The 18,715-nt window shown below is 74.4% G+C and carries 14 protein-coding genes; 8 read left to right on the top strand and 6 right to left on the bottom strand.

The genetic code is table 11. From position 1 onward, the window contains the following. Nucleotides 1-50: 50 nt before the first annotated feature. Both IEY96_RS20410 and IEY96_RS20405 read right to left on the bottom strand, forming a co-directional pair. Nucleotides 51-2,201, bottom strand: coding sequence for a glycosyltransferase family protein (locus tag IEY96_RS20410; protein ID WP_229791734.1), 2,151 nt, complete (start codon nucleotides 2,199-2,201; stop codon nucleotides 51-53). Further along, nucleotides 2,198-3,568, bottom strand: a complete 1,371-nt coding sequence (locus IEY96_RS20405) for a glycosyltransferase (protein WP_229791733.1) — start codon at nucleotides 3,566-3,568, stop codon at nucleotides 2,198-2,200. The genes IEY96_RS20410 and IEY96_RS20405 overlap by 4 nt, the downstream gene beginning before the upstream one ends. 330 nt (nucleotides 3,569-3,898) lie before the next feature. On the opposite strand from IEY96_RS20405, the gene IEY96_RS20400 reads away from it, so the two are divergent. After that, on the top strand, nucleotides 3,899-5,776 hold the full coding sequence (locus IEY96_RS20400; RefSeq protein ID WP_189196402.1) for a putative glycosyltransferase family protein: 1,878 nt from the start codon (nucleotides 3,899-3,901) through the stop codon (nucleotides 5,774-5,776). A 4-nt stretch (nucleotides 5,777-5,780) separates the two neighbouring features. On the opposite strand, the gene IEY96_RS20395 is transcribed toward IEY96_RS20400, so the two are convergent. After that, nucleotides 5,781-6,971 carry a putative hexosyltransferase gene (locus IEY96_RS20395; RefSeq protein ID WP_189196401.1) on the bottom strand — a complete coding sequence of 397 codons (1,191 nt, stop codon included), beginning with the start codon at nucleotides 6,969-6,971 and terminating at the stop codon, nucleotides 5,781-5,783. A 293-nt stretch (nucleotides 6,972-7,264) separates the two neighbouring features. Here IEY96_RS20395 and IEY96_RS20390 point away from each other — a divergent pair, with 293 nt between their 5' ends. The 4 genes from IEY96_RS20390 (at nucleotide 7,265) to IEY96_RS20375 (ending at nucleotide 13,648) form a co-directional block, all read left to right on the top strand. Further along, nucleotides 7,265-8,839: a glycosyltransferase family 4 protein gene (locus IEY96_RS20390; RefSeq protein WP_189196400.1), complete on the top strand. Its 1,575-nt coding sequence runs from the start codon at nucleotides 7,265-7,267 to the stop codon at nucleotides 8,837-8,839. Then, nucleotides 8,836-10,407 (top strand): glycosyltransferase family 2 protein, encoded by a 1,572-nt coding sequence (locus IEY96_RS20385; RefSeq protein WP_189196399.1) that lies wholly within the window; start codon nucleotides 8,836-8,838, stop codon nucleotides 10,405-10,407. Before IEY96_RS20390 ends, IEY96_RS20385 begins: the two co-directional genes overlap by 4 nt. Before the next feature lie 4 nt (nucleotides 10,408-10,411). Further along, nucleotides 10,412-11,695, top strand: coding sequence for a nucleotide sugar dehydrogenase (locus tag IEY96_RS20380; protein WP_189196398.1), 1,284 nt, complete (start codon nucleotides 10,412-10,414; stop codon nucleotides 11,693-11,695). A gap of 204 nt (nucleotides 11,696-11,899) precedes the next feature. Beyond that, complete coding sequence (locus tag IEY96_RS20375) at nucleotides 11,900-13,648, top strand: CDP-glycerol glycerophosphotransferase family protein (RefSeq protein ID WP_189196397.1); 1,749 nt, start codon at nucleotides 11,900-11,902, stop codon at nucleotides 13,646-13,648. Between the two features lie 58 nt (nucleotides 13,649-13,706). Here IEY96_RS20375 and IEY96_RS20370 read toward each other — a convergent pair whose 3' ends face one another. Together IEY96_RS20370 and IEY96_RS20365 are read right to left on the bottom strand one after the other, a co-directional pair. Next, nucleotides 13,707-14,249, bottom strand: coding sequence for an acyltransferase (locus tag IEY96_RS20370; protein ID WP_189196396.1), 543 nt, complete (start codon nucleotides 14,247-14,249; stop codon nucleotides 13,707-13,709). Nucleotides 14,250-14,400: 151 nt separating this feature from the next. Next, on the bottom strand, nucleotides 14,401-14,739 hold the full coding sequence (locus IEY96_RS20365; protein WP_189196395.1) for a DUF952 domain-containing protein: 339 nt from the start codon (nucleotides 14,737-14,739) through the stop codon (nucleotides 14,401-14,403). 114 nt (nucleotides 14,740-14,853) lie between these two features. On the opposite strand from IEY96_RS20365, the gene IEY96_RS20360 reads away from it, so the two are divergent. Beyond that, nucleotides 14,854-15,165: a hypothetical protein gene (locus IEY96_RS20360; protein WP_189196394.1), complete on the top strand. Its 312-nt coding sequence runs from the start codon at nucleotides 14,854-14,856 to the stop codon at nucleotides 15,163-15,165. Between the two features lie 46 nt (nucleotides 15,166-15,211). Here the strand turns inward: IEY96_RS20360 and IEY96_RS20355 are convergent, their stop codons facing one another. Next, nucleotides 15,212-16,459 carry a putative hexosyltransferase gene (locus IEY96_RS20355; protein WP_229791732.1) on the bottom strand — a complete coding sequence of 416 codons (1,248 nt, stop codon included), beginning with the start codon at nucleotides 16,457-16,459 and terminating at the stop codon, nucleotides 15,212-15,214. A gap of 109 nt (nucleotides 16,460-16,568) precedes the next feature. On the opposite strand from IEY96_RS20355, the gene IEY96_RS20350 reads away from it, so the two are divergent. After that, nucleotides 16,569-17,237 carry a response regulator transcription factor gene (locus IEY96_RS20350; protein ID WP_189196393.1) on the top strand — a complete coding sequence of 223 codons (669 nt, stop codon included), beginning with the start codon at nucleotides 16,569-16,571 and terminating at the stop codon, nucleotides 17,235-17,237. Between the two features lie 10 nt (nucleotides 17,238-17,247). Beyond that, nucleotides 17,248-18,711, top strand: a complete 1,464-nt coding sequence (locus IEY96_RS20345; protein WP_229791731.1) for a sensor histidine kinase — start codon at nucleotides 17,248-17,250, stop codon at nucleotides 18,709-18,711. The last annotated feature ends 4 nt before the right edge of the window (nucleotides 18,712-18,715 follow it).

Genomic DNA, 18,715 nt, shown 5'->3' with positions numbered 1-18,715 from the left:
GGGGCCGTCCCGCGTACGCGGAACGGCCCCGGTGGCGTCGTGGCCCGTGGTCAGTCGGTGCCGGCCGGCGGCTCCAGCAGCAGCCGGTCGAAGTCCTTCTGCGTGACCGACCAGTCCCAGGTGCTGAGCACGTGCGAGGCCGCGGACCGGCCCGCCTCGCGCCAGGTCTCCTCGGACGCGGTGACGGCGAGGATCCGCTCCGCCGCCTCCTCCGGGGTGGACACCACCCAGTCGCTGGGGAACAGGTTGCGGGCGCTGTGCGGCCGGCCGGCGAAGAACGGCCAGTCCCGCACCACCGGCACGGCCCCGCTGGCCGCCCCCTCGACGAGGCCGCAGTGGAAGCTCTCCCGCACCGAGGTGCTGAGGATGACCCCCACGTCGGTCAGCGCCCCGGGCACGTCCTCGGTCCGCCCGGTCCGCACCACCGCGCCGGACGGCTCCAGCTCGGCAAGCTCGGCGTCGAGCTGCGCCACGTACGCCCGGACGGCCGGGCTGAGCGAGGCCCGGAGGTCGTCGCCGATCAGCTTCAGCCGGTAGCGCTCGTCCCGGCTGCGCAGCTCGCGCAGCACCGCCAGCGCCCAGCGCGGGTCCTTGGCCAGCGAGCTGAGCCCGATCAGGCCGAGGGTGAAGCGGGCGTCGGCCGAGGGCTTCGGCGCCGCGTACCGGTGCAGCTCCATGGCGTTGGTGAGCACGTGGGTCCGCGGCCCCTGCGGGGCGCGCAGCCGGGGCACCGCGGCCAGGGTGAAGTCGCGCAGGTGCTCGGAGACGAAGACCACGTCGTCCACCCGGGACCAGTCGGTCAGGTGTGGCCACCAGCTGAACGCCTCGAAGCTGTGCAGCCGGATGATCACACGGGCCGTGCCCGGGTCGATCATGGTGAGCATGGCGGCCGGCAGGTTGCACCAGTCGACGAAGACGGTGTCCGCCCAGGCGACGTGGTCGCCCCACGCCTCCTGGACCTCCTCGGCCCGCTTGGAGGTGCCGGCGAGCATGTGGTGCACGAGGTTGGTCCGGCCGTTGCTGAGCACCGGGCGGATCGACTCCTCCACCAGGTTCAGCCGGCGGACCTCCACCCCGGGCATCGCCTCGTAGCGGGAGATGATCGACCCGACGAAGTTGTCGTTGAGCCCGGTGAAGAAGAGCATCCGGTGCGGCCGGCCGGCCGGCGGGAACTCCGCGGGCGCCCGGCGACCACGCGGGGTGGCCAGCGCCTTGCCGACCTCGCTGCGGTGCAGCGGGGCGAGGAAGCCCTCCGGGTCCTCGGCGAGCGGGGAGCTGACCCCGTCGAAGTGCGCGATCCGGTGGAACATCAGGTCGAAGGCACGCAGCACGTGCGGTGCGGCCTTGCCCGGGTTCCGCTTCTTCAGGAAGCCGTCGGCCGCCTTGAGCTGGCCCTTGGCCACCGTCATGAGGTGCTCCGGCAGCTTGCCCTGGTTCAGCTCGGCCTCGACGATCGGCCCGAGCAGGTGCCCCTTGGTGGTGGCGCTCTTCAACCGGCCCTGCGCGGCCAGCGCCAGCTGGTTCGCGCTGGACTTGTGGCCGGCCAGGTGCATGCTCCGGTGCACCCGCTTGGCGATCCTGCCCCGGAAGCGCTCCGGCACGCCGGGCGCGGCCACCGCCCGGTGCCAGAACCAGCGCAGCGGGCTGAGCTTCATGGCCTTCTGGCCGGTGCTCGCCTCGAACACCCGCTTCGCCAGGTCGACGGTCTGGCTGCGGGTGGCGCTGGCCAGCACCACCGGGGACGGGCCGACGGTGGCGATCCGCGGGCGGCGGTACCGCGCCGGGTCGGCCGCGCGCTTCTCCACCGCCCGCAGCGCGGGGGCGATGCCGTAGACGGCGTCGGCCCGCCGGTGCCGCTGCGCCAGCTGCCAGACCGTGTGCAGCGCCTGCGCGTCCAGGGCGACCAGCACGTCGGCCCGCTTGGCGTGCCGGCGTACCCACGGGTCGCGCTGGGCCCGCAGCCAGGGCCGGCGGCCCGGGTTGGCCCGCTTGATCATGCGGCCGAAGCGGGGGCCCAGCTCCTTGGCCGTGGGCAGCAGGTGCACCTCGGCCAGCTCGGTGGCCGCCGGGATCTTCTGCGCCGGGTCGAAGGTGGTGGCCACCCGCACGGTGACACCCAGGGCGCGGAACTGCTCCAGCGCGTCGGTGAGGACCGCCACCCGGCCGGGGACGGCTCCCAGCACCATCAGGACCTCGATCATGACCTACCTTCTCTGGCCAGGACGCGCGCGCCGGCGGGGCTGGCCTGCGGGGCGCCGGACGATCCGCCGGTGCCCAGCACCAGCTCGGTGACCTCCCGGACGGCGGGGATGAGCTGCTCCTCACGGGCGTACTGCCGCGCCTCGGCGCGGGCCTTCTCCCGTTCGGCCTGGTCGGCCGTGCGGGCCATCGCGGCGGCCCGCCGGAAGGCGCCGGCCAGCTCCGCCGGATCCAGGCCGACCGCCCCGGTCCAGAGCGGGTACGTGGACAGCACGGTGGAGGCGTCGTGGTCCGCCTCGTGGGCGGAGACCACCGGCAGGCCGGTGGCCATGTACTCGTAGACCTTGCCGGAGGTCATGTACCGGCCGCCGGTGACCATCAGCACGACCGCGTCCCAGCGGGAGTAGAGGTCGATCACCTCGGCCTTGGGCACCGAGCCGCCGACCACCACGCCGTCGGCGGCGGCCGCCTTGAGCAGCTCCGCGTGCGCGTTGTCGCCGCGCGCCCAGGCGGCGCCGATGTGGCCGCGCACCTCGAAGCGCGCGTCCGCCAGCGCCGGGTCCTCCGCGCGCGCCGTTCGCCAGCCCTTGAGCACCGCGTCGAGCAGCGGCACGGGCAGGTTGAGCGCGCCGAGGTAACCGAAGGTCAGGGGCCGGTCCTCGGGAGCGGGGTGGACCTCGGCCGGGATGCTGGAGGCGTCGTAGCCGTTGCGTACGACCCGCATCTTGTGCGCCAGCTCGGGGTAGCGCTCGCGGTACCAGCGGGAGATCGGCTCGTTGACGTTCCAGATGGCCACCGCGTTGGTGAGGAGCTTGATCTCCCACTGCCCGGAGACCGACTCCTTGGGGAACGCCTCGCCGTTGTTGATCACGTCGACGGACCAGCCGTCGCGGAAGTCCACCACGTACGGCACCTGGTGGGTCTCCCACAGCTTCCAGGTGGCGGACAGGTTGACGTACGGGGCGCAGGTGGTCACCAGCAGGTCGACCGGCCGCTCCCGGTGGATCTGGAGCAGGGCCTTCTCCAGCGCGGGGCGCCAGCCGCCGAAGACCGGCTCGGGGAAGACCTTCAGGTTCTGCTTGCGCAGGTCGGCCAGGTAGTCCTTGTGGGCCAGGGCACGCCGCTCGGTGAACGACCGGATGTCGGTCTCCAGGTCATCGCGGAACAGCGGCAGCTTGACCACCCGGACCCGGGAGTCCACCCCCGCGGCGAGGGTGTGGTCGAGGCCGTACTCGCGCTCCCACGCCTCGTCCACGATGGTGACGGCGGTCACGTCCCAGCCTGCCGCGGCGAACTGGTTCGCCGTCTCGCGCATGCGGTAGGCGCAGCTCTTCGCCGCCGGCGGGAAGCCGATCGCGAGGTAGATCATGTGCGGCCGGGACCCGGACCGTCGCGGCCGGGGAAGTTTCAACGAGTCCCAGAGAGTTCGCCCGTTGTTCATCGATTCCGATCCTGGGGAAGGGGGGAGATGCCGCGTCGCTCCGCCGACGGTCGGTACCGACCCTCGGACAGCGTGCGGACACTACAATAACGCCGTCGCCGGCGCTGGCCGCCCCGCCACCGGGCGGGTCACGGCGCCCCCGGTCCACCCTGCCTCGGTCCACGCCGCCCCGGCTCGCCGCCGGCCGGGCCCGGCTCGGCGACACTTTCATCGCCGTTAACCCGGCCAAAAGCGGACGTTTGGGTAGACTTCTCCCCCATGACCGGGCCCGCGCCCGATACCCGCGACCGCGAGCCCGTCCCCGCCCGGGGCGCCGCGGCGGCGGCTGACGTCGTGGCCGACCCGGCTGCCCGATCGGGCCGGAAGCGCACGGCCGACCCGGCGGAGGCGCCCGGCCCCGGCCGCGCGGCCGCCCGGCCGTGGCGGACGCGCATGCTGGTCGTGCTCGGCTACCTCGCCGGCGCGCTCTGGGTCACCGCCCGGGCTTGGCCGGACCCCGACGGCCGGCTGCTCGGCAGCCGGCCGAACGACCAGGGCTTCAACGAGTGGATGCTGGCGTACGCGGCGCACGCGGTCACCCACCTGGAGAACCCGTTCTTCACCACGCTCCAGAACGCCCCGTCCGGGGTGAACCTGATGACCAACGTCGGGCTGCAACTGCCGGGGCTCGTGCTCGCCCCGGTCACCCTGCTCTTCGGCGCGCCCGTCGCCTACCTGCTGTTCGTCACGCTGAACCTGGCCGGCACCGGTTACGCCTGGTTCCACGTGCTCTCCCGGCACCTGGTGGACTCCCGGGCGGCCGCCTTCGTCGGCGGCCTGTTCTGCGCCTTCGCGCCGGCGCTGGTCTCGCACAGCAACGGCCACCCGCACATCACCGCCCAGTGGCTGGTGCCGTTCATCGTCTGGCGGGTGATCGCGCTGTCCCGGGGCGGGCACGTGGTCCGCGACGGCCTGGTGCTGGGTGGCCTGGTGGTCGCCCAGTTCTTCGTCAGCCTGGAGATCCTCTTCCTCACCGCGCTCGGCTGCCTGATGCTGGCCGTGGCGTGCCTGGCCTTCCGGCCCCGCGACGCGGCGCGGCGGCTGCGCCCGCTGCTGCCCGGCCTGGCGATCACCGCCGTGCTGGTGTCCGTGGCGGCCGCCTACCCGCTGTGGATGCAGTTCGCCGGCCCCCAGCACCGGGTCGGTCACCCCGGCGCTCCGGACGCGTACGCCCTGAAGCTCGGCTCGTACGTCCGGTTCGCCACCCGGTCGCTGGCCGGTGGCCCGACCAGCGCGGCGGGCTGGGCGCCGAACACCACCGAGCAGGCCAGCTTCTACGGCTGGCCGCTGCTGGTGGTCGCGTCCGGCGCGCTCTGCTGGCTGCGCCGGGAGATCATCGCCCGGCTGCTCGGGGCCGTCGGCCTCGGCTCGGCGCTCCTCTCCATGGGCACCACCTGGACCGCCGGCACCCGCCGCACCGACGTCCCGGCGCCGTTCGCGCTGGTGCAGGACCTGCCGGTGTTCGACTCCGTGGTGGTGGCCCGGTTCGCGCTGATCAGCACCGCGGCGCTCGGCGTGCTGCTGGCCCTCACCGGTGACCGGCTCGCCGCCCGCCGGGACCGGCCGTACGGCCGCCTGGTCACCCGGGCGGGGGCCGTGGCGGTGGCCGCCGCGCTGCTGCCCGTCCTGCCCCTGCCGCTGGAGGCGCGCGGCCGCAACCCGGTGCCGGGCTTCGTCACCAGTGGCGCCTGGCGCGACCACGTGGCGCCCGGCCGCACCCTGGTGCCGGTGCCGGTCAACGGCATGACCGCGCTCTACTGGAGCTCCGCCGCGGTGGCCGGCTTCGCGGTGCCCGGGGGCTACTTCCTCGGGCCGGTCTCCGCCGCCGACGCGACCGGACGGTGGGGGGTCGACCCGCAGCCCACCGCCACGCTGCTCACCGCCGTGTCGCGCGGCGAATGGGACACCGCGGTCGGCCGGGCCGACATCGCCCAGGCGCGGGCCGACGTCCGGTACTGGAAGGCCGACGCGGTGGTGCTGCCCGACCGGGGGACCCGCCGGCACGACGACCTGAAGGCCGTGCTCGACGCGCTGTACGGCCCGGGGCGGCGGGTCGACGACGTCTGGCTCTGGGACGTCCGCCCCTTCACCCGCTGACCCGTCAGGGCGAGTACCGCCAGAGGAGCAGCAGGTAGCCGCCGAAGTAGGCGGAGAAGAGCGCCACCGTGACCAGCACCGTGGTGGCCCGGGCCCAGCCAGCCCGCGCCAGGCCCACGGCCGCCGGCAGCAGCAGCGGGAACGCCGGCAGCAGGAAGCGCGCCTTGGAGTGGTAGTAGCCGGCCGCGCCGAGGGTGGTGACCAGCAGCAGCCCGCTGTAGAGCAGCAGCTGCCAGGGTTGCCGGTCGAGCAGGCTCAGCACGAAGAACATGACCGCCAGCAGCGCCACCACGGTGACCACGAGCAGCGGCAGCGCGGCCACCTGGACCAGGGCCTTCTGGGCCCGCTCCACGGTGTAGAAGCCGAAGTCGAAGGAGGTGCCCCAGCCGGCGGACTGGATGTGGAACCAGCCGTCCGGCCGCCCGGTCCGCACCGCCACCCAGGCCAGGTACCCCAGCCAGCCGGCGGGGGCGAGCAGCAGCGCGAGCCAGGGCCGCCAGCCGTCCCGGCGCCGGACGATCGCCAGCAGCGCGGCCAGCCCGACCACCGGGATGAGCGACGAGGCGGTCGGCCGGGTCAGGCCGGCGAACAGGCAGACCACCCCGGCGGTGATCCAGTGGCGGCGCAGCAGCGCGTACAGCGTCCAGGCGGCGAGGGCGGTGAACAGGCTCTCGCTGTACCCCATCGACTCCACCACGCCGTGCGGCACCGCCGCCCACAGCGCGGCGAGCAGCACGCCGGTACGCCGGTCGTGCAGGTGCGCGCCGATCGCGAACAGCCCCCAGGCGGCCGCGAGCCCGGCCACCCAGGCCACGGCCACCGCCGCCTCGGGCGTGCTGAGCGGGGAGATCCGGTCCAGGCCCGCGGTGAGACCGGGGAAGAGCGGGAAGAACGCCATGTTGCTCTGCGTCTTCTCGTACCCGTCGTAGCCGTGCTGGGCGATCGCCATGTACCAGGTCCCGTCGGCCCGCACCAGCCGGCCCAGGGGGGACGTGCCCGCGTTGCGTGCCCAGACGTAGACGGTCAGCACGCTCACCAGGCGGATCGCGGCGTAGACCGCGAGCGCGGGCAGCGCGTACCGGGTGGCGTCGCGCAGCCGCCGGCCGAGGCCGGCACGGCCCGGGTCGGGGCTCGCCGGCTCGGTGGAGGCAGCCGGCGTCGGCCGGCTCGGTTCCTCGGTCGTCACCACGTCCATTTTGCGATCCCGTCCGCGCTGAGCTGGGGTGATCCGACGGCTCGCTCGGCCCGTCGGGAGGCGCGACGCCGGCCGGGACCCGCGATTCGGGGGGCCGCCGGTCGTCGAACAGCATGGAGGGTAGCAACCGGCACACGAGGGCGCGGACCACCGACGGCGGCGGCCGTCCGCGGCCGATCCGTTGTCGTAGACTCGCTCCCGTCCGCGGGTGCGGTGCTGGCGACGACGGAGACGGGCAAGGAATGGGATCTGACGGCACGACCGCAGCGGCGGCCACCCGGGGACGGGTCGTCATGCTGGTGGACAACGGGGTCATCGGTGACTCCCGGGTACAGAAGGCCGCCCGTTCGGCGGCCGAGGCCGGCTGGGACGTCGTCCTCCTCGGGCGCGCGCCCGTCGGGCAGCCACAGCGCTGGCGGCTCGGCGACGCCGAGGTCCGCCTGATCCCGATGCCCGAGCCGCTCGCCAAGCGCCGGCACGAGTTCCGGCGGGTGTGGCTGCGCCGGCCGCTCGCCTACCCGCCGTCCGGCATCGCCGCCCACCGCACCCAGGCGGTGAAGGCCTGGCGCGCCGACCTGGCGGTCCGGCGGGCGGCGCTGACCACCGCGGCCCGGGAGTCCGGCGCCGGCCGGCCCGGTGGCCTGCCCTGGGCGGCGCTGCGCGCCGAGGAGAAGCTCGCCGGCCTGACCCGCAAGTGGGTGGGCTTCCGCAACCGCCAGCTCAACCAGGCCCGGAAGAGCCGCAAGCTCGACGGTCCCTGGGACCGGGCGTACACGCTGTTCTGGCAGCGGCTGCGCGGCGACGGCGCCTGGCGCCGCCTCGAACCGGGGCTGTGGGACTACGAGCTGGCCTACGGCCCGGTCGTCGACGAGCTGGCCCCGGACCTGATCCACGCCAACGACTTCCGGATGATCGGCGTCGGCGCCCGCGCGAAGATCCGGGCCGCCGCGAAGGGCCGCCGGATCGCGCTGGTCTGGGACGCCCACGAGTACCTGCCGGGCGTGCAGCCGTGGCGGGACAACGCCCGCTGGCTGCCCGGCAACGTGGCCCACGAGCGGGAGTACGTGCCGTACGCGGACGCCACGATGACGGTCTCCGGCGGCCTGGCCGACCTGTTGCGACGCGAGCACGGGCTGGCGGAGCGCCCGGCGGTGGTGCTCAACGCCCCGGCGGTGGACGAGCTGCCGGCCGACGCGGGCGAGCCGGTGCCGGACATCCGTGCGCTCTGCGGCATCGGCCCGGAGACCCCGCTGCTGGTCTACAGCGGGGTGGCCGCCGCCAAGCGTGGCCTCGGGGTGATGGTCGAGGCGCTGCCCCGGCTGCCCGGCGCGCACGTCGCGTTCGTGGTCAACAAGCCCACGTCGGCGTACGTCAAGAGCCTGGTCACCCGGGCCGGCGAGCTGGGCGTGGCGGACCGGGTGCACCTGCTGCCGTACGTGCCGCACCACCAGGTGGTCAGGTTCCTCTCCGGCGCGCAGGTCGGCGTCATCCCGATCCAGCACTGGCCGAACCACGAGATCGCGCTGATCACCAAGTTCTTCGAGTATTCACACGCCCGCCTCCCGCTGGTCGTCTCCGACGTGCAGACGATGGCGGAGACTGTCCGGGAGACCGGGCAGGGCGAGGTGTTCACGGCCGAGGACGTGGCCGACTTCGTCCGGGCGGTCACCGCGGTGCTCGCCGACCCGGCGCGCTACCGCGCCGCGTACGACCGGCCCGGTCTGCTGGCCGGCTGGACCTGGGAGGCGCAGGCGCAGGTGCTCGACGGCGTCTACTCCCGGCTGCTGCCCGACGCCCCGCCGCGCCCGGCCCCGGCCGGCGACCCGGCCCCCGGCGCCGCCCCGGCCTCGGTGGGGGTGGGCGCATGAGCCGGCGGCCCGACGTGACGGTGGTGGTCGCCGTCTACAACACCATGCCGTACCTGACCACCTGCCTGGAGTCGCTGGTCGGGCAGACCATCGGGCTGGACCGGCTGGAGGTCGTGGCGGTCGACGACGGCTCCACCGACGGCAGCGGCGCCGAGCTGGACCGGTACGCCGCCCGCTACCCGGACACGGTCCGGGTGCTGCACCAGGCCAACTCCGGCGGCCCGGCCGCCCCGAGCAACCTCGCCCTGGACCACGCCCGCGGCCGGTACGTCTTCTTCATCGGCTCCGACGACCACCTCGGCCCGGAGGCGCTGGAGCGCCTGGTGGCCGCCGCGGACCGGTGGGACTCCGACGTGGTGCTCGGCCGGATGGTCGGCACCAACAAGCGCTACGTGCACCAGGCGATCTACGCGAGCACCGAGGAGCAGGTCGACCTCTTCGACAGCGAGCTGCCCTGGTCGCTGTCGAACACCAAGCTGTTCCGGCGGGATCTGGTCGAGCGCCACGGCCTGCGGTTCCGCACCGACATGCCGATGGGCAGCGACCAGCCGTTCACGCTGGAGGCCTGCTTCCGGGCGAAGAAGATCTCCGTCCTCGCCGACTACGAGTACTACTACGCGGTCAAGCGGGAGAACGCGCAGAACATCACCTACGCCAGCCGCTTCGAGGAGCGGCTGCGCTGCGCCGAGGAACTGGTCGGCTTCGTGGCCGGGCTCATCGGGCCGGGCCCGCGCCGGGAGGCGGTGCTGCTGCGCCACTTCAGCTGGGAGGTGGCGAAGCTGCTCCGGGCGGAGTTCCTGGACCTCTCCCCGGACGTCCAGCAGCACGTCCACGACCGGATCCGCAAGCTCGCCGAGGCGTACCTGACCGAGGGCATCCTGGCCCGGATGGCGCGCGACCTGCGGCTGCGGCTCGCGGTCGCGCGCGACGGCGACCTGGCGCAGCTCCGTGAGCTGATCGCGCAGCAGGCCGACAAGGCGCTGCCCGAGGTCACCATCGCCGACGGCCGCTGGTACGCCCACCACGTCGGCTTCCGGGACCCGGCGTTCGGCTACCCGGACGACTGGTACGACATCACCGACCAGGCCGCCAAGACGCTGGCGAAGCTGACCGCGACCGGGTTGGCCTGGGGCCGGGACGCCGCCGGCGCCCGCGCCCTGGTGGTCACCGCGCACAGCCGCTGGGCCGAGCTGGCCGAGCTGTCCGCCGACGCGATCCAGGTCAGCGTCGGCACGTTGGCGGGTGTCACGTCGGTCGCGCCCGACGGCACCGGTACCGTCGTACGGACGGACTTCGCGGTGGACCGGCTGCTCGCGGTCGTCGCGGCGAACGGCGAGCGTCGGGTGGTGCGTGCCGAGGTGACCGCGCTGGGCGGGAGCGCCTCGGCGCCGCTGCGCACGGATCGCCGCGTCGCGGCGCCCCGGCTGCTGGCCCGGCACGGCGTCCGGTTCCACCTCGTCACGCCCACCACCAATCACAAGGGCCAGGTGATCGTCGCGATCACGCCGGTGACTCCCGGTCGGTTCCTTGCCCGCCTGCGCCGAATCTGGCCCTCTGGAGGAAAGTAGTTTCATGAACATCTGCGTCGTCGCGCTCGGCAAGATCGGTCTGCCGCTCGCCGTGCAGTTCGCCTCGAAGGGGCACCGGGTGATCGGTGCCGACGTCTCCGAGCGGGTCGTCCAGCTGGTCAACGACGGTGCCGTGCCGTTCCCCGGCGAGGCCGACCTGGACGTCAAGCTGAAGGAGGCGGTCGCCGCCGGGCTGCTGTCGGCCACCACGGACACGGCCGCCGCGGTCGCCGAGTCCGAGGCGGTCGTCGTGGTCGTGCCGCTCTTCGTGGACGCCGAGGGCGTGCCGGACTTCGGCTGGATGGACGACGCCACCCGGGCCATCGCCCGCGGTCTGAAGCCTGGCACCCTGGTCAGCTACGAGACCACCCTGCCGGTCGGCACCACCCGCAGCCGCTGGGCCCCCATGCTGGAGGAGGGCTCCGGCCTCACCGCGGGCAAGGACTTCCACCTGGTGTTCAGCCCGGAGCGGGTGCTCACCGGCCGCGTCTTCGCCGACCTACGCCGCTACCCGAAGCTGGTCGGCGGCATCGACGAGGCGTCGGCCGCGCACGGCGTGCGCTTCTACGAGGCGGTGCTGGACTTCGACGAGCGGGCCGACCTCGACCGCCCGAACGGCGTCTGGGACCTCGGCTCGGCCGAGGCGTCCGAGCTGGCCAAGCTCGCCGAGACGACCTACCGCGACGTCAACATCGGCCTGGCGAACCAGTTCGCCCGCTTCGCCGACACGGTGGGCGTCGACGTCACCAAGGTCATCGAGGCCTGCAACACCCAGCCGTACAGCCACATCCACTCGCCGGGCATCGCCGTCGGCGGCCACTGCATCCCGATCTACCCGCGGATGTACCTGTGGAACGACCCGGCGGCCACCGTGGTCCGCTCGGCCCGCGAGGCCAACGCCGCCATGCCGGAGTACGCCGTCGACCTGCTCGCCGCCGCGTACGGGGACCTGACCGGGGTGGGCGTGCTGGTGCTCGGCGCGGCCTACCGGGGCGGCGTCAAGGAGACCGCCTTCTCCGGCGTCTTCCCGACCGTCGAGGCGCTGCGCGCGCGGGGCGCCGTCCCGTACGTCGCCGACCCGATGTACACCAACGAGGAACTGGCCGCGCACGGCCTCCCCGGCTACGAGGGCGAGCCGGTCGGCGCCGCCGTCATCCAGGCCGACCACGCCGAGTACCGCAACCTCACCCCGGCCGACCTGCCGGGCGTGACGGTGCTGGTCGACGGCCGCCGGGTCACCGACCCGGCGCGCTGGACCGGCGTCCGCCGGGTGGTCATCGGCGGCTGACCCGCCCGCAGCCCTCGGGCCCCGGCCGCGCGACGGCCGGGGCCCGCTTGCGTCGCGCCCCCTTGTCGCCCCGGGGGCGGGCATCGTCATCTCCCGTCCACCCGCCGGGCACCACGGCAATACTGGGGTCACGTGCCCCTTTTCAGGTGGCCGCTGCCCGGGTACCGGACCACCTCGACGCCGGGGCGGACAGGGAGCGTGCCGTTGTTCAGCAGAGTCCGGAGCCAGCAGGGTCTCGCCACCGTCGGCGTGACGCTGCTCGGCTACGCGGTCATGATCCTCTCCGGGGTCCTCGGTCTGGTGGTCCCGTACGCGATCGCCGCGCTGCTGGTCGTCGCCGGTGAGCTGACCCTCGCGACCCGGTACGCCGACACCGGCGGGCTGCTCCGCAAGGCCGGCCTCGGGCCGGTCTTCCGGTGCCTGGTCCGCGACCTGTCCGTGGTGCTGCTGGTGGTGAGCGCGGTCCACCCGGGCCCGGCCGGCGCCGTCGCGGTGCTGCTGCTGCCCGCCGCCCTCTGGACCGTGGCCGTCGGCACCGCCGCGCTGGCCCGGGTGGTCGACGGGCGGGCCGCCACCCCGGCGCTCACCCGCAACCTCGACCTCGGCGCCTTGGGCCGCGCGCCGGTCCCGCCGGCCTGGGCGCAGCGCCTGGACGGCCTGCGGCTGCCGTTGCTCAACGTGCTGCTGGTGCCGGCGGCCGTGGTGGCCGCGGCCGCCGACCGCGTCACCCCGGTGGTGGTCACCGGGGTGGTCACCCTGGCCGCCGGGCTGGTCACGGCCGCGGTGCTGGCGCTCACCCGGCTGCCCGGTCGGGGCGCGGCCCCCGGCGTGCTGCCCGCCGTGCACGACTGGCTGGCCCGGGAACGGCCCGAGGTGGCGCTCTACTTCGCCGGCCCGGCGAAGGACGTCTACCAGGTCAACATGTGGCTCGCCCCGGTCGAGGCGGCCGGCCGCCGCGCCGTGGTGCTGCTGCGCGCCGAGGACGCGTTCCGCGAGCTGGCCGACACCCGGCTGCCGGTGATCTGCGTACCGGCCGGGGTGGACTTCATGAACCTCGACCTCGGCTCGATCCGGGTCGCCCTGTACGTGGCCAACGTCGGCGCCAACATCCACATGCTGCGCGAGCCGGGCGTGAAGCACGTCTTCGTGGGCCACGGCGACAGCGACAAGCAGGCCAGCGTCAACCCGTACAGCAAGGTCTACGACGAGGTCTGGGTGGCCGGGCCGGCCGGCCGGGAGCGGTACGCCCGGGCCGGGGTGGGCGTGCTGGACCGCGACATCGTGGAGATCGGCCGCCCGCAGCTCGCCGGGGTGCACACCTTCGGCTCGGGCGCCCCCGACCACGTGTTCACCGTGCTCTACGCCCCCACCTGGGAGGGCTGGCTGGACGACGACCCCTACCACACCTCGCTGGTGCTGATGGGGGAGCGGATCGTGTCCGGGCTGCTCGCCGCGGGCAACCTGCGGCTGATCTACAAGCCGCACCCGCTGACCGGCAGCCGGTCGAGGAAGGCGCGGGCGGCGCACGAGCGGATCGTCGCCCGGATCCGGGCCGCGGGCGGCCGGACCGACGCGACCTCCCTCGACGGCACCGCGCACCTGGTGGTCGCCGGCCGGACCCCGGCCCTGTTCGACTGCTTCAACGTCACCGACCTGCTCGTCAGCGACGTCTCCAGCGTGGTCTCCGACTTCGTGCAGAGCGAGCGGCCGTACGTGGTGGCCAACCCGGCCGGCCTGCCGGAGGACGAGTTCCGCCGGACCTTCCCCACGGCGCGCGCGGCGTACCTGCTCTCGACGGACTGCGGCGAGCTGCCGAAGATCCTCGCCGTCACCCGGGCCGGGGACGACCCGATGACCGGGGCGCGGCGGGAGCTGAAGGCGTACCTGCTCGGCCCGGCCGGGGCGAACCCGATGGACCGGTTCCGGGACGAGATCGACCGGCTCTGCGACTGACCGCCGAGCCCGACGCACGGGGGCGACGACCGGTCCGGTCGTCGCCCCCGCCGCGTGCTCAGCCCTGGGAGGGCGGGTTGTCCACGTCCCGGGAGACGACCTCGCCCTTCTCGTCCACCCAGCCCTTCGGCCGGGCCGGGTTGCCGGCCACCAGCTGGTACGGCTTGACGTCCTTGGTCACCACCGAGCCGGCGGCGATCATCGCGTACTCGCCCACCTCGATTCCGCAGACCAGGGTGGCGTTGGCGCCGATCGAGGCGCCCCGCCGGATCATCGTCGGGGTGATGGTCCAGTCCGGGTTCTGGGCGCGGGGGCGGAAGTCGTTGGTGAACACCGCGCAGGGGCCGACGAAGACCTCGTCCTCGATGGTGACGCCCTGGTAGACCGAGACGTTGTTCTGGATCTTCACGCGGTCGCCGACGGTGACGTTCGCGTCGACGTACACGTTGCGGCCGATCACGCAGCCGGCGCCGACCTGCGCGCTCGACCGGACGTGGGCCAGGTGCCAGACCTTGGTGCCGTCGCCGACCTTGGCGCCGTCCTCCACGTCGGCCGTCGGGTGGACGAAGACGGAGGCGGACCGGTTGGTGGTGTCAGTCATGTCAACTCGCATCGTCGCAGGGCGCGTCGTCGCGCCGTGGGTGCCGGAGGCCCGCGCCGGTTGACCGCCGCGCGCCCGGCCGGGCCAGGACCACCCGACCGCGCCGGACTCCCGGAGCCGGCGCGCGGGCTCGACGCAGCATAACGAGCCGTCAGGCGACCAGTTCCGCCACCGCGTCGGCGGCGGGTCGGTCGGCGGGCAGCGGGTGCGCGGCCAGCACCGCGTCGACCGGCAGCGCGGCATAGAGGTGCGGGAAGAGCGCGCCGCCCCGGGACACCTCCCAGCGCAGCGCGTCGCCGAGCCGCGCCTCGTCCACCGCGAGCACGGTGAGGCCGGTGACCCCGGCGAAGACCCGGCGGGCCGTCTCCACCACCTGGTCCGGCGCCGACAGGTGGATGAAGCCGTCCTGGCGGTCCATCGCGGTGCCGGCGAACCGCCCGGCCGCCTGCGCCTGCTCCCACTCGCTGGTGGCCAGAATCTTGTAGATCACCACCGCAGCCTAGAGACCGGCGCAGGCCCGCCGTGGGCCGGTTCCTGCGTACGCCTCCGACCGCCGGCCCGGAGCCGGCATGCTCGGTGGTGCGGCGGCCGCGGAGGGGTGGGCATGCAGAGCTACGACGACGACTGGACCGACGGCCAGCGGGGCGTCTACGACGAGTGCTACCGGGCCGGCGCCGACTGGGCCGGTGACCCGGACACCCCGACCGACGACGTCCAGCAGGTGATCAACCTCGGGCAGGCCGACGACGACTCGTTCACCGACGCCGAGATCGACTTCCCGCCGCTGGTCGACGCCGTCGCCGAGGCCACCGGCGAGAACGTGACGAGCGTGCCGGCCAGTCACGCCGACCCGGGCTTCCGGGGCTTCACCGACGGGGTCCGGGACGCCACCGCGGACGAGGTCTTCGGCATCTGACGGTGGCGTGTCCGGCCCGGCGGCGGGCCTGGGCGCCGCCGGCCGGTCAGGGCGAGGCGCGCCAGACCAGGCTCAGGTACGTGCCGTACCAGCCCGAGACGACCAGAAGGAACCCGAGCACCGCCAGCAGGGTGGTGCGGCGGGCCTTCGCCAGCCCCACGGCGATCGGCAGGAGCAGGGTGAAGGCCGGCACCAGGTAACGGCCCTTCGCCCAGTAGTAGTTCTCCGTCCCCACGGTGATCACGAAGAACGCGATCGAGTAGACCAGCAGGGGCAGCGGGTAGCGGTGCGACACGAGCAGTGCGATGAGCACCACCGCCAGGCCCATGAGCAGGGTGGACATGTAGAGGGCGAGGTTCTCCGGCTCGGTCAGCACCCGCTTGAACGTGGTGAACGTCGAGACGCCGCCGTCGAAGCCGATCCGCCAGGTCGTCTCCTGGAGGTGGAAGTAGCCGTCGACCCGGCCCAGGCGGTCGCTGACCCAGGCCAGGTAGGCCAGGTAGCCGAGGGGGGACAGCGCCGCCGCCGCCCACGGCCGCCAGCCGTCCTGGCGACGGACGATCGCCACCAGCGCGGTCAACCCCACCGCCGCGGCCACCGTCGTGGCGGTGGGCCGGGACAGGCCGGCGACCAGGCAGAGCAGGCCGGCGGTCAGCCACTGCCGGCGCAGCAGCGCGTAGAGCGTCCACGCCACGAGCGCGGTGAAGATCGTCTCGGTGTAGGCCATGTTCTGCACGACGGCGTGCGGCAGCAGCGCCCACAGGGCGACCAGGATCAGCCCCGCCCGGCGGGACGCGACGTGCGCGCCGACGGCGTAGATGCCCCACGCGGCGGCCAGCCCGGCCGTCCACGACACGATCAGCGCCGAGACCGGGGCGGAGAACGGGGTGACCGCCGTGACCGCCGCGATGAGACCCGGGTAGAGCGGGAAGAACGGCAGGTTGGACAGCTTGCTCTTCATGTACGGGTGGTCGCCGGTCAGCCCCGTGTCGTAGCCGTCCTCGGCGATGTTCACGTACCACCGGGCGTCGAAGCGATCGTTCAGCAGCGACCAGAAGTCGGCCCCCGCCCGGTGGGCGAAGATCGCGAGGATGACCAACCCGCTGAGCCGGAGCAGGACGTAGACCACGAGCGCGGTCGCGGCCGGGTACCGCCGCCACAGGCCCGGGCGTTCGTCCGCGCGGCCGCCCGCGTCCGCGGAACCACCGGTGCCGCCGGGACGTACGTGGCCGGCGGAAGAGGCGCCCGCGGGGTCGGTGACCGGGGACTCGGGGGTGGCGGCAGCTGCGGACACAAGGCGGAACATTAGCTCACCGGCGGCGCCCCCGGCTTCCACGGTGCGCCCGGGGTCTCCCCTCGCCGGGCCACGTCTGCCACCATTCGCAGGGCAGCACGTCGAGCGGATGGAGGCACGGGTGCGGATCCTCCTGGTCGAGGACGATCGTCGGGTGGCCGCCGCCCTGTCGTCCGCGCTGACCCGGCGCGGGTACGAGGTGGAGCACGCCGCCACCGTCGAGGCCGCGCTCTCCGCCGCCCCGTGCGACCTGGTGCTGCTCGACCTGACCCTGCCCGACGGCGACGGCACCGACCTGTGCCGGGAGCTGCGCCGGCGCAGCAGCCAGCTCGGCATCATCGCGGTGACCGCCCGGGGCGAGGAACGCGACCGGGTGCTCGGCCTCCGGCTGGGCGCCGACGACTACGTGGTCAAGCCGTTCTCGATGGTGGAGCTCCAGGCGCGGATCGAGGCGGTGCTGCGCCGGGCCGCGCACACCGCCCCGGAGCGCAACCTCATCGAGGCGGGCGCCGTCCGCATCGACGTGGGCGGCCGGACCGTCAGCGTCGCGGGCCGGCCGGTGGCGCTCACCCGCAAGGAGTTCGACATCCTGCTCTCCCTGGCCCGCCAGCCCGGGGTGGCCGTGCCCCGGGACCGGATCCTGCTCGACGTCTGGGGCACCACCTGGGCCGACCGCCACACCGTCGAGGTGCACGTCGGCTCGCTGCGCGGCAAGCTCGGCGACCCGACGCTGGTGGAGACCGTCCGCGGGGTCGGCTACCGGCTCCGCGGCGAGTGAGGAGGCCCCGGTGCGCCGCCGGCTGGTGATCAGCTACCTGCTGCTGATGGTGCTGGTGCTGCTCGCCCTGGAGACCCCGCTGGCGGCCACCCTGGCCACCCGGGAGACCGACCGGGTCCGCGCCGACCGGCTCGCCGACGCCACCCGGTTCGCCTCGCTGGCCGGCCCGGCGCTGCGCGGCGGCACCCCCGGCCCGCTGGACGGGGAACTGGCCGCCTACGACGACCTCTACGGCGTGGGCGCCGCCGTGGTGGACCGGGACCGCCGCACCGTGGCCGCCTCGGCCCGCTGGGAGTTCGGCGCGGGCACCGACCCGGCCCTGGACACCGCGCTCTCCGGACAGCAGTTCAGCGGGCCGGAGTCGGTCTGGCCCTGGGTGGACGGGCCCATCGTGGTGGCGGTCCCGATCAACGACGGCGGCGAGGTGCTCGGCGCGGTGGTCACCACGACACCGGCGGCCAAGGTGCGCCGCACCGTCACCGCCTGGTGGCTGCTGCTCGCCGGGATCGGCCTGCTCGCGGTGCTGGCCTGCGTCTCCACCGCGTTCGGGCTGGCCGGCTGGGTGCTGCGCCCGGTCACCGAGCTGGACGCGGTCACCCACGAGATCGCCGAGGGGCACCGGCGGGCCCGGGTCCGTCCCCGGCTCGGCCCGCCCGAGCTGCGCCGGCTCGCGACCAGCTTCAACGACATGGCCGACGCGGTCTCCGACGTGATGGACCGGCAGCGGGCGTTCGTCGCGCACGCCAGCCACCAGCTCCGCAACCCGCTGACCGCGTTGCGGCTGCGGGTGGAGGAGCTGGGGCCGAGCCTGACCGACCCCGACGGCCGGGCCGAGCACCGGCTGGCGCTGGAGGAGACCGACCGGCTGGCCACCGTGCTCGACGCGCTGCTCACCCTGGCCCGGGCCGAGCGGGAGGAGAACCAGCGGGTCACCGTCGACGCCGCCGCCATCGCCGCCTCCCGGGTGGCGGCCTGGCTGCCGCTGGCCCGGCACCGGTCGGTCACCCTCACGCTCGACACGACCGGGGCGCCCGCGTACGCCCGGACCGTGCCGACCGCCATCGACCAGGCGCTCGACGCGCTGATCGACAACGCGGTCAAGTTCAGCGGCGCCGGGGGAGCGGTGACGGTGACCGTGCGGCCGGCCGACGGCGGGACCGCGCTGGAGGTGCGGGACACCGGACCCGGCATGACGGCCAGCCAGCTCGACCAGGCCACCGAGCGGTTCTGGCGGGCCCCCGACGTGCAGAACGTGGACGGCGCCGGGCTCGGGCTGACCATCGTCGCGGTGCTTGTCGACGCCTCCGACGGCCGGCTGACCATGCGCCAGGGCGAGCCCCGGGGGCTGGTCGCCGAGCTGTGGTTCCCGGCTCCCGACGACGAGCCGGCCGAGCCGGACGCGCCGGACGGGCCTGCCCCGGCGCCCGGCGAGGGCCCGGTCGAACGGGTCGGCTCCGAGGCCGGGCGGCGCTGACCCC

The organism is Micromonospora fulviviridis (genome assembly GCF_014648395.1).
GTDB lineage: Bacteria > Actinomycetota > Actinomycetes > Mycobacteriales > Micromonosporaceae > Micromonospora > Micromonospora fulviviridis.
This window is presented reverse-complemented; position numbering and strand designations above follow the sequence as displayed.

Bases quoted from the DNA above. Each gene is read 5' to 3' on its own strand.
- IEY96_RS20410 (WP_229791734.1), bottom strand. From the start codon at position 2,201: ATGATCGAGGTCCTGATGGTGCTGGGAGCCGTCCCCGGCCGGGTGGCG.
- IEY96_RS20350 (WP_189196393.1), top strand. From the start codon at position 16,569: ATGGAGGCACGGGTGCGGATCCTCCTGGTCGAGGACGATCGTCGGGTG.
- IEY96_RS20360 (WP_189196394.1), top strand. From the start codon at position 14,854: ATGCAGAGCTACGACGACGACTGGACCGACGGCCAGCGGGGCGTCTAC.
- IEY96_RS20385 (WP_189196399.1), top strand. From the start codon at position 8,836: ATGAGCCGGCGGCCCGACGTGACGGTGGTGGTCGCCGTCTACAACACC.
- IEY96_RS20400 (WP_189196402.1), top strand. From the start codon at position 3,899: ATGACCGGGCCCGCGCCCGATACCCGCGACCGCGAGCCCGTCCCCGCC.
- IEY96_RS20395 (WP_189196401.1), bottom strand. From the start codon at position 6,971: ATGGACGTGGTGACGACCGAGGAACCGAGCCGGCCGACGCCGGCTGCC.
- IEY96_RS20380 (WP_189196398.1), top strand. From the start codon at position 10,412: ATGAACATCTGCGTCGTCGCGCTCGGCAAGATCGGTCTGCCGCTCGCC.
- IEY96_RS20390 (WP_189196400.1), top strand. From the start codon at position 7,265: ATGCTGGTGGACAACGGGGTCATCGGTGACTCCCGGGTACAGAAGGCC.
- IEY96_RS20370 (WP_189196396.1), bottom strand. From the start codon at position 14,249: ATGACTGACACCACCAACCGGTCCGCCTCCGTCTTCGTCCACCCGACG.
- IEY96_RS20405 (WP_229791733.1), bottom strand. From the start codon at position 3,568: ATGATCTACCTCGCGATCGGCTTCCCGCCGGCGGCGAAGAGCTGCGCC.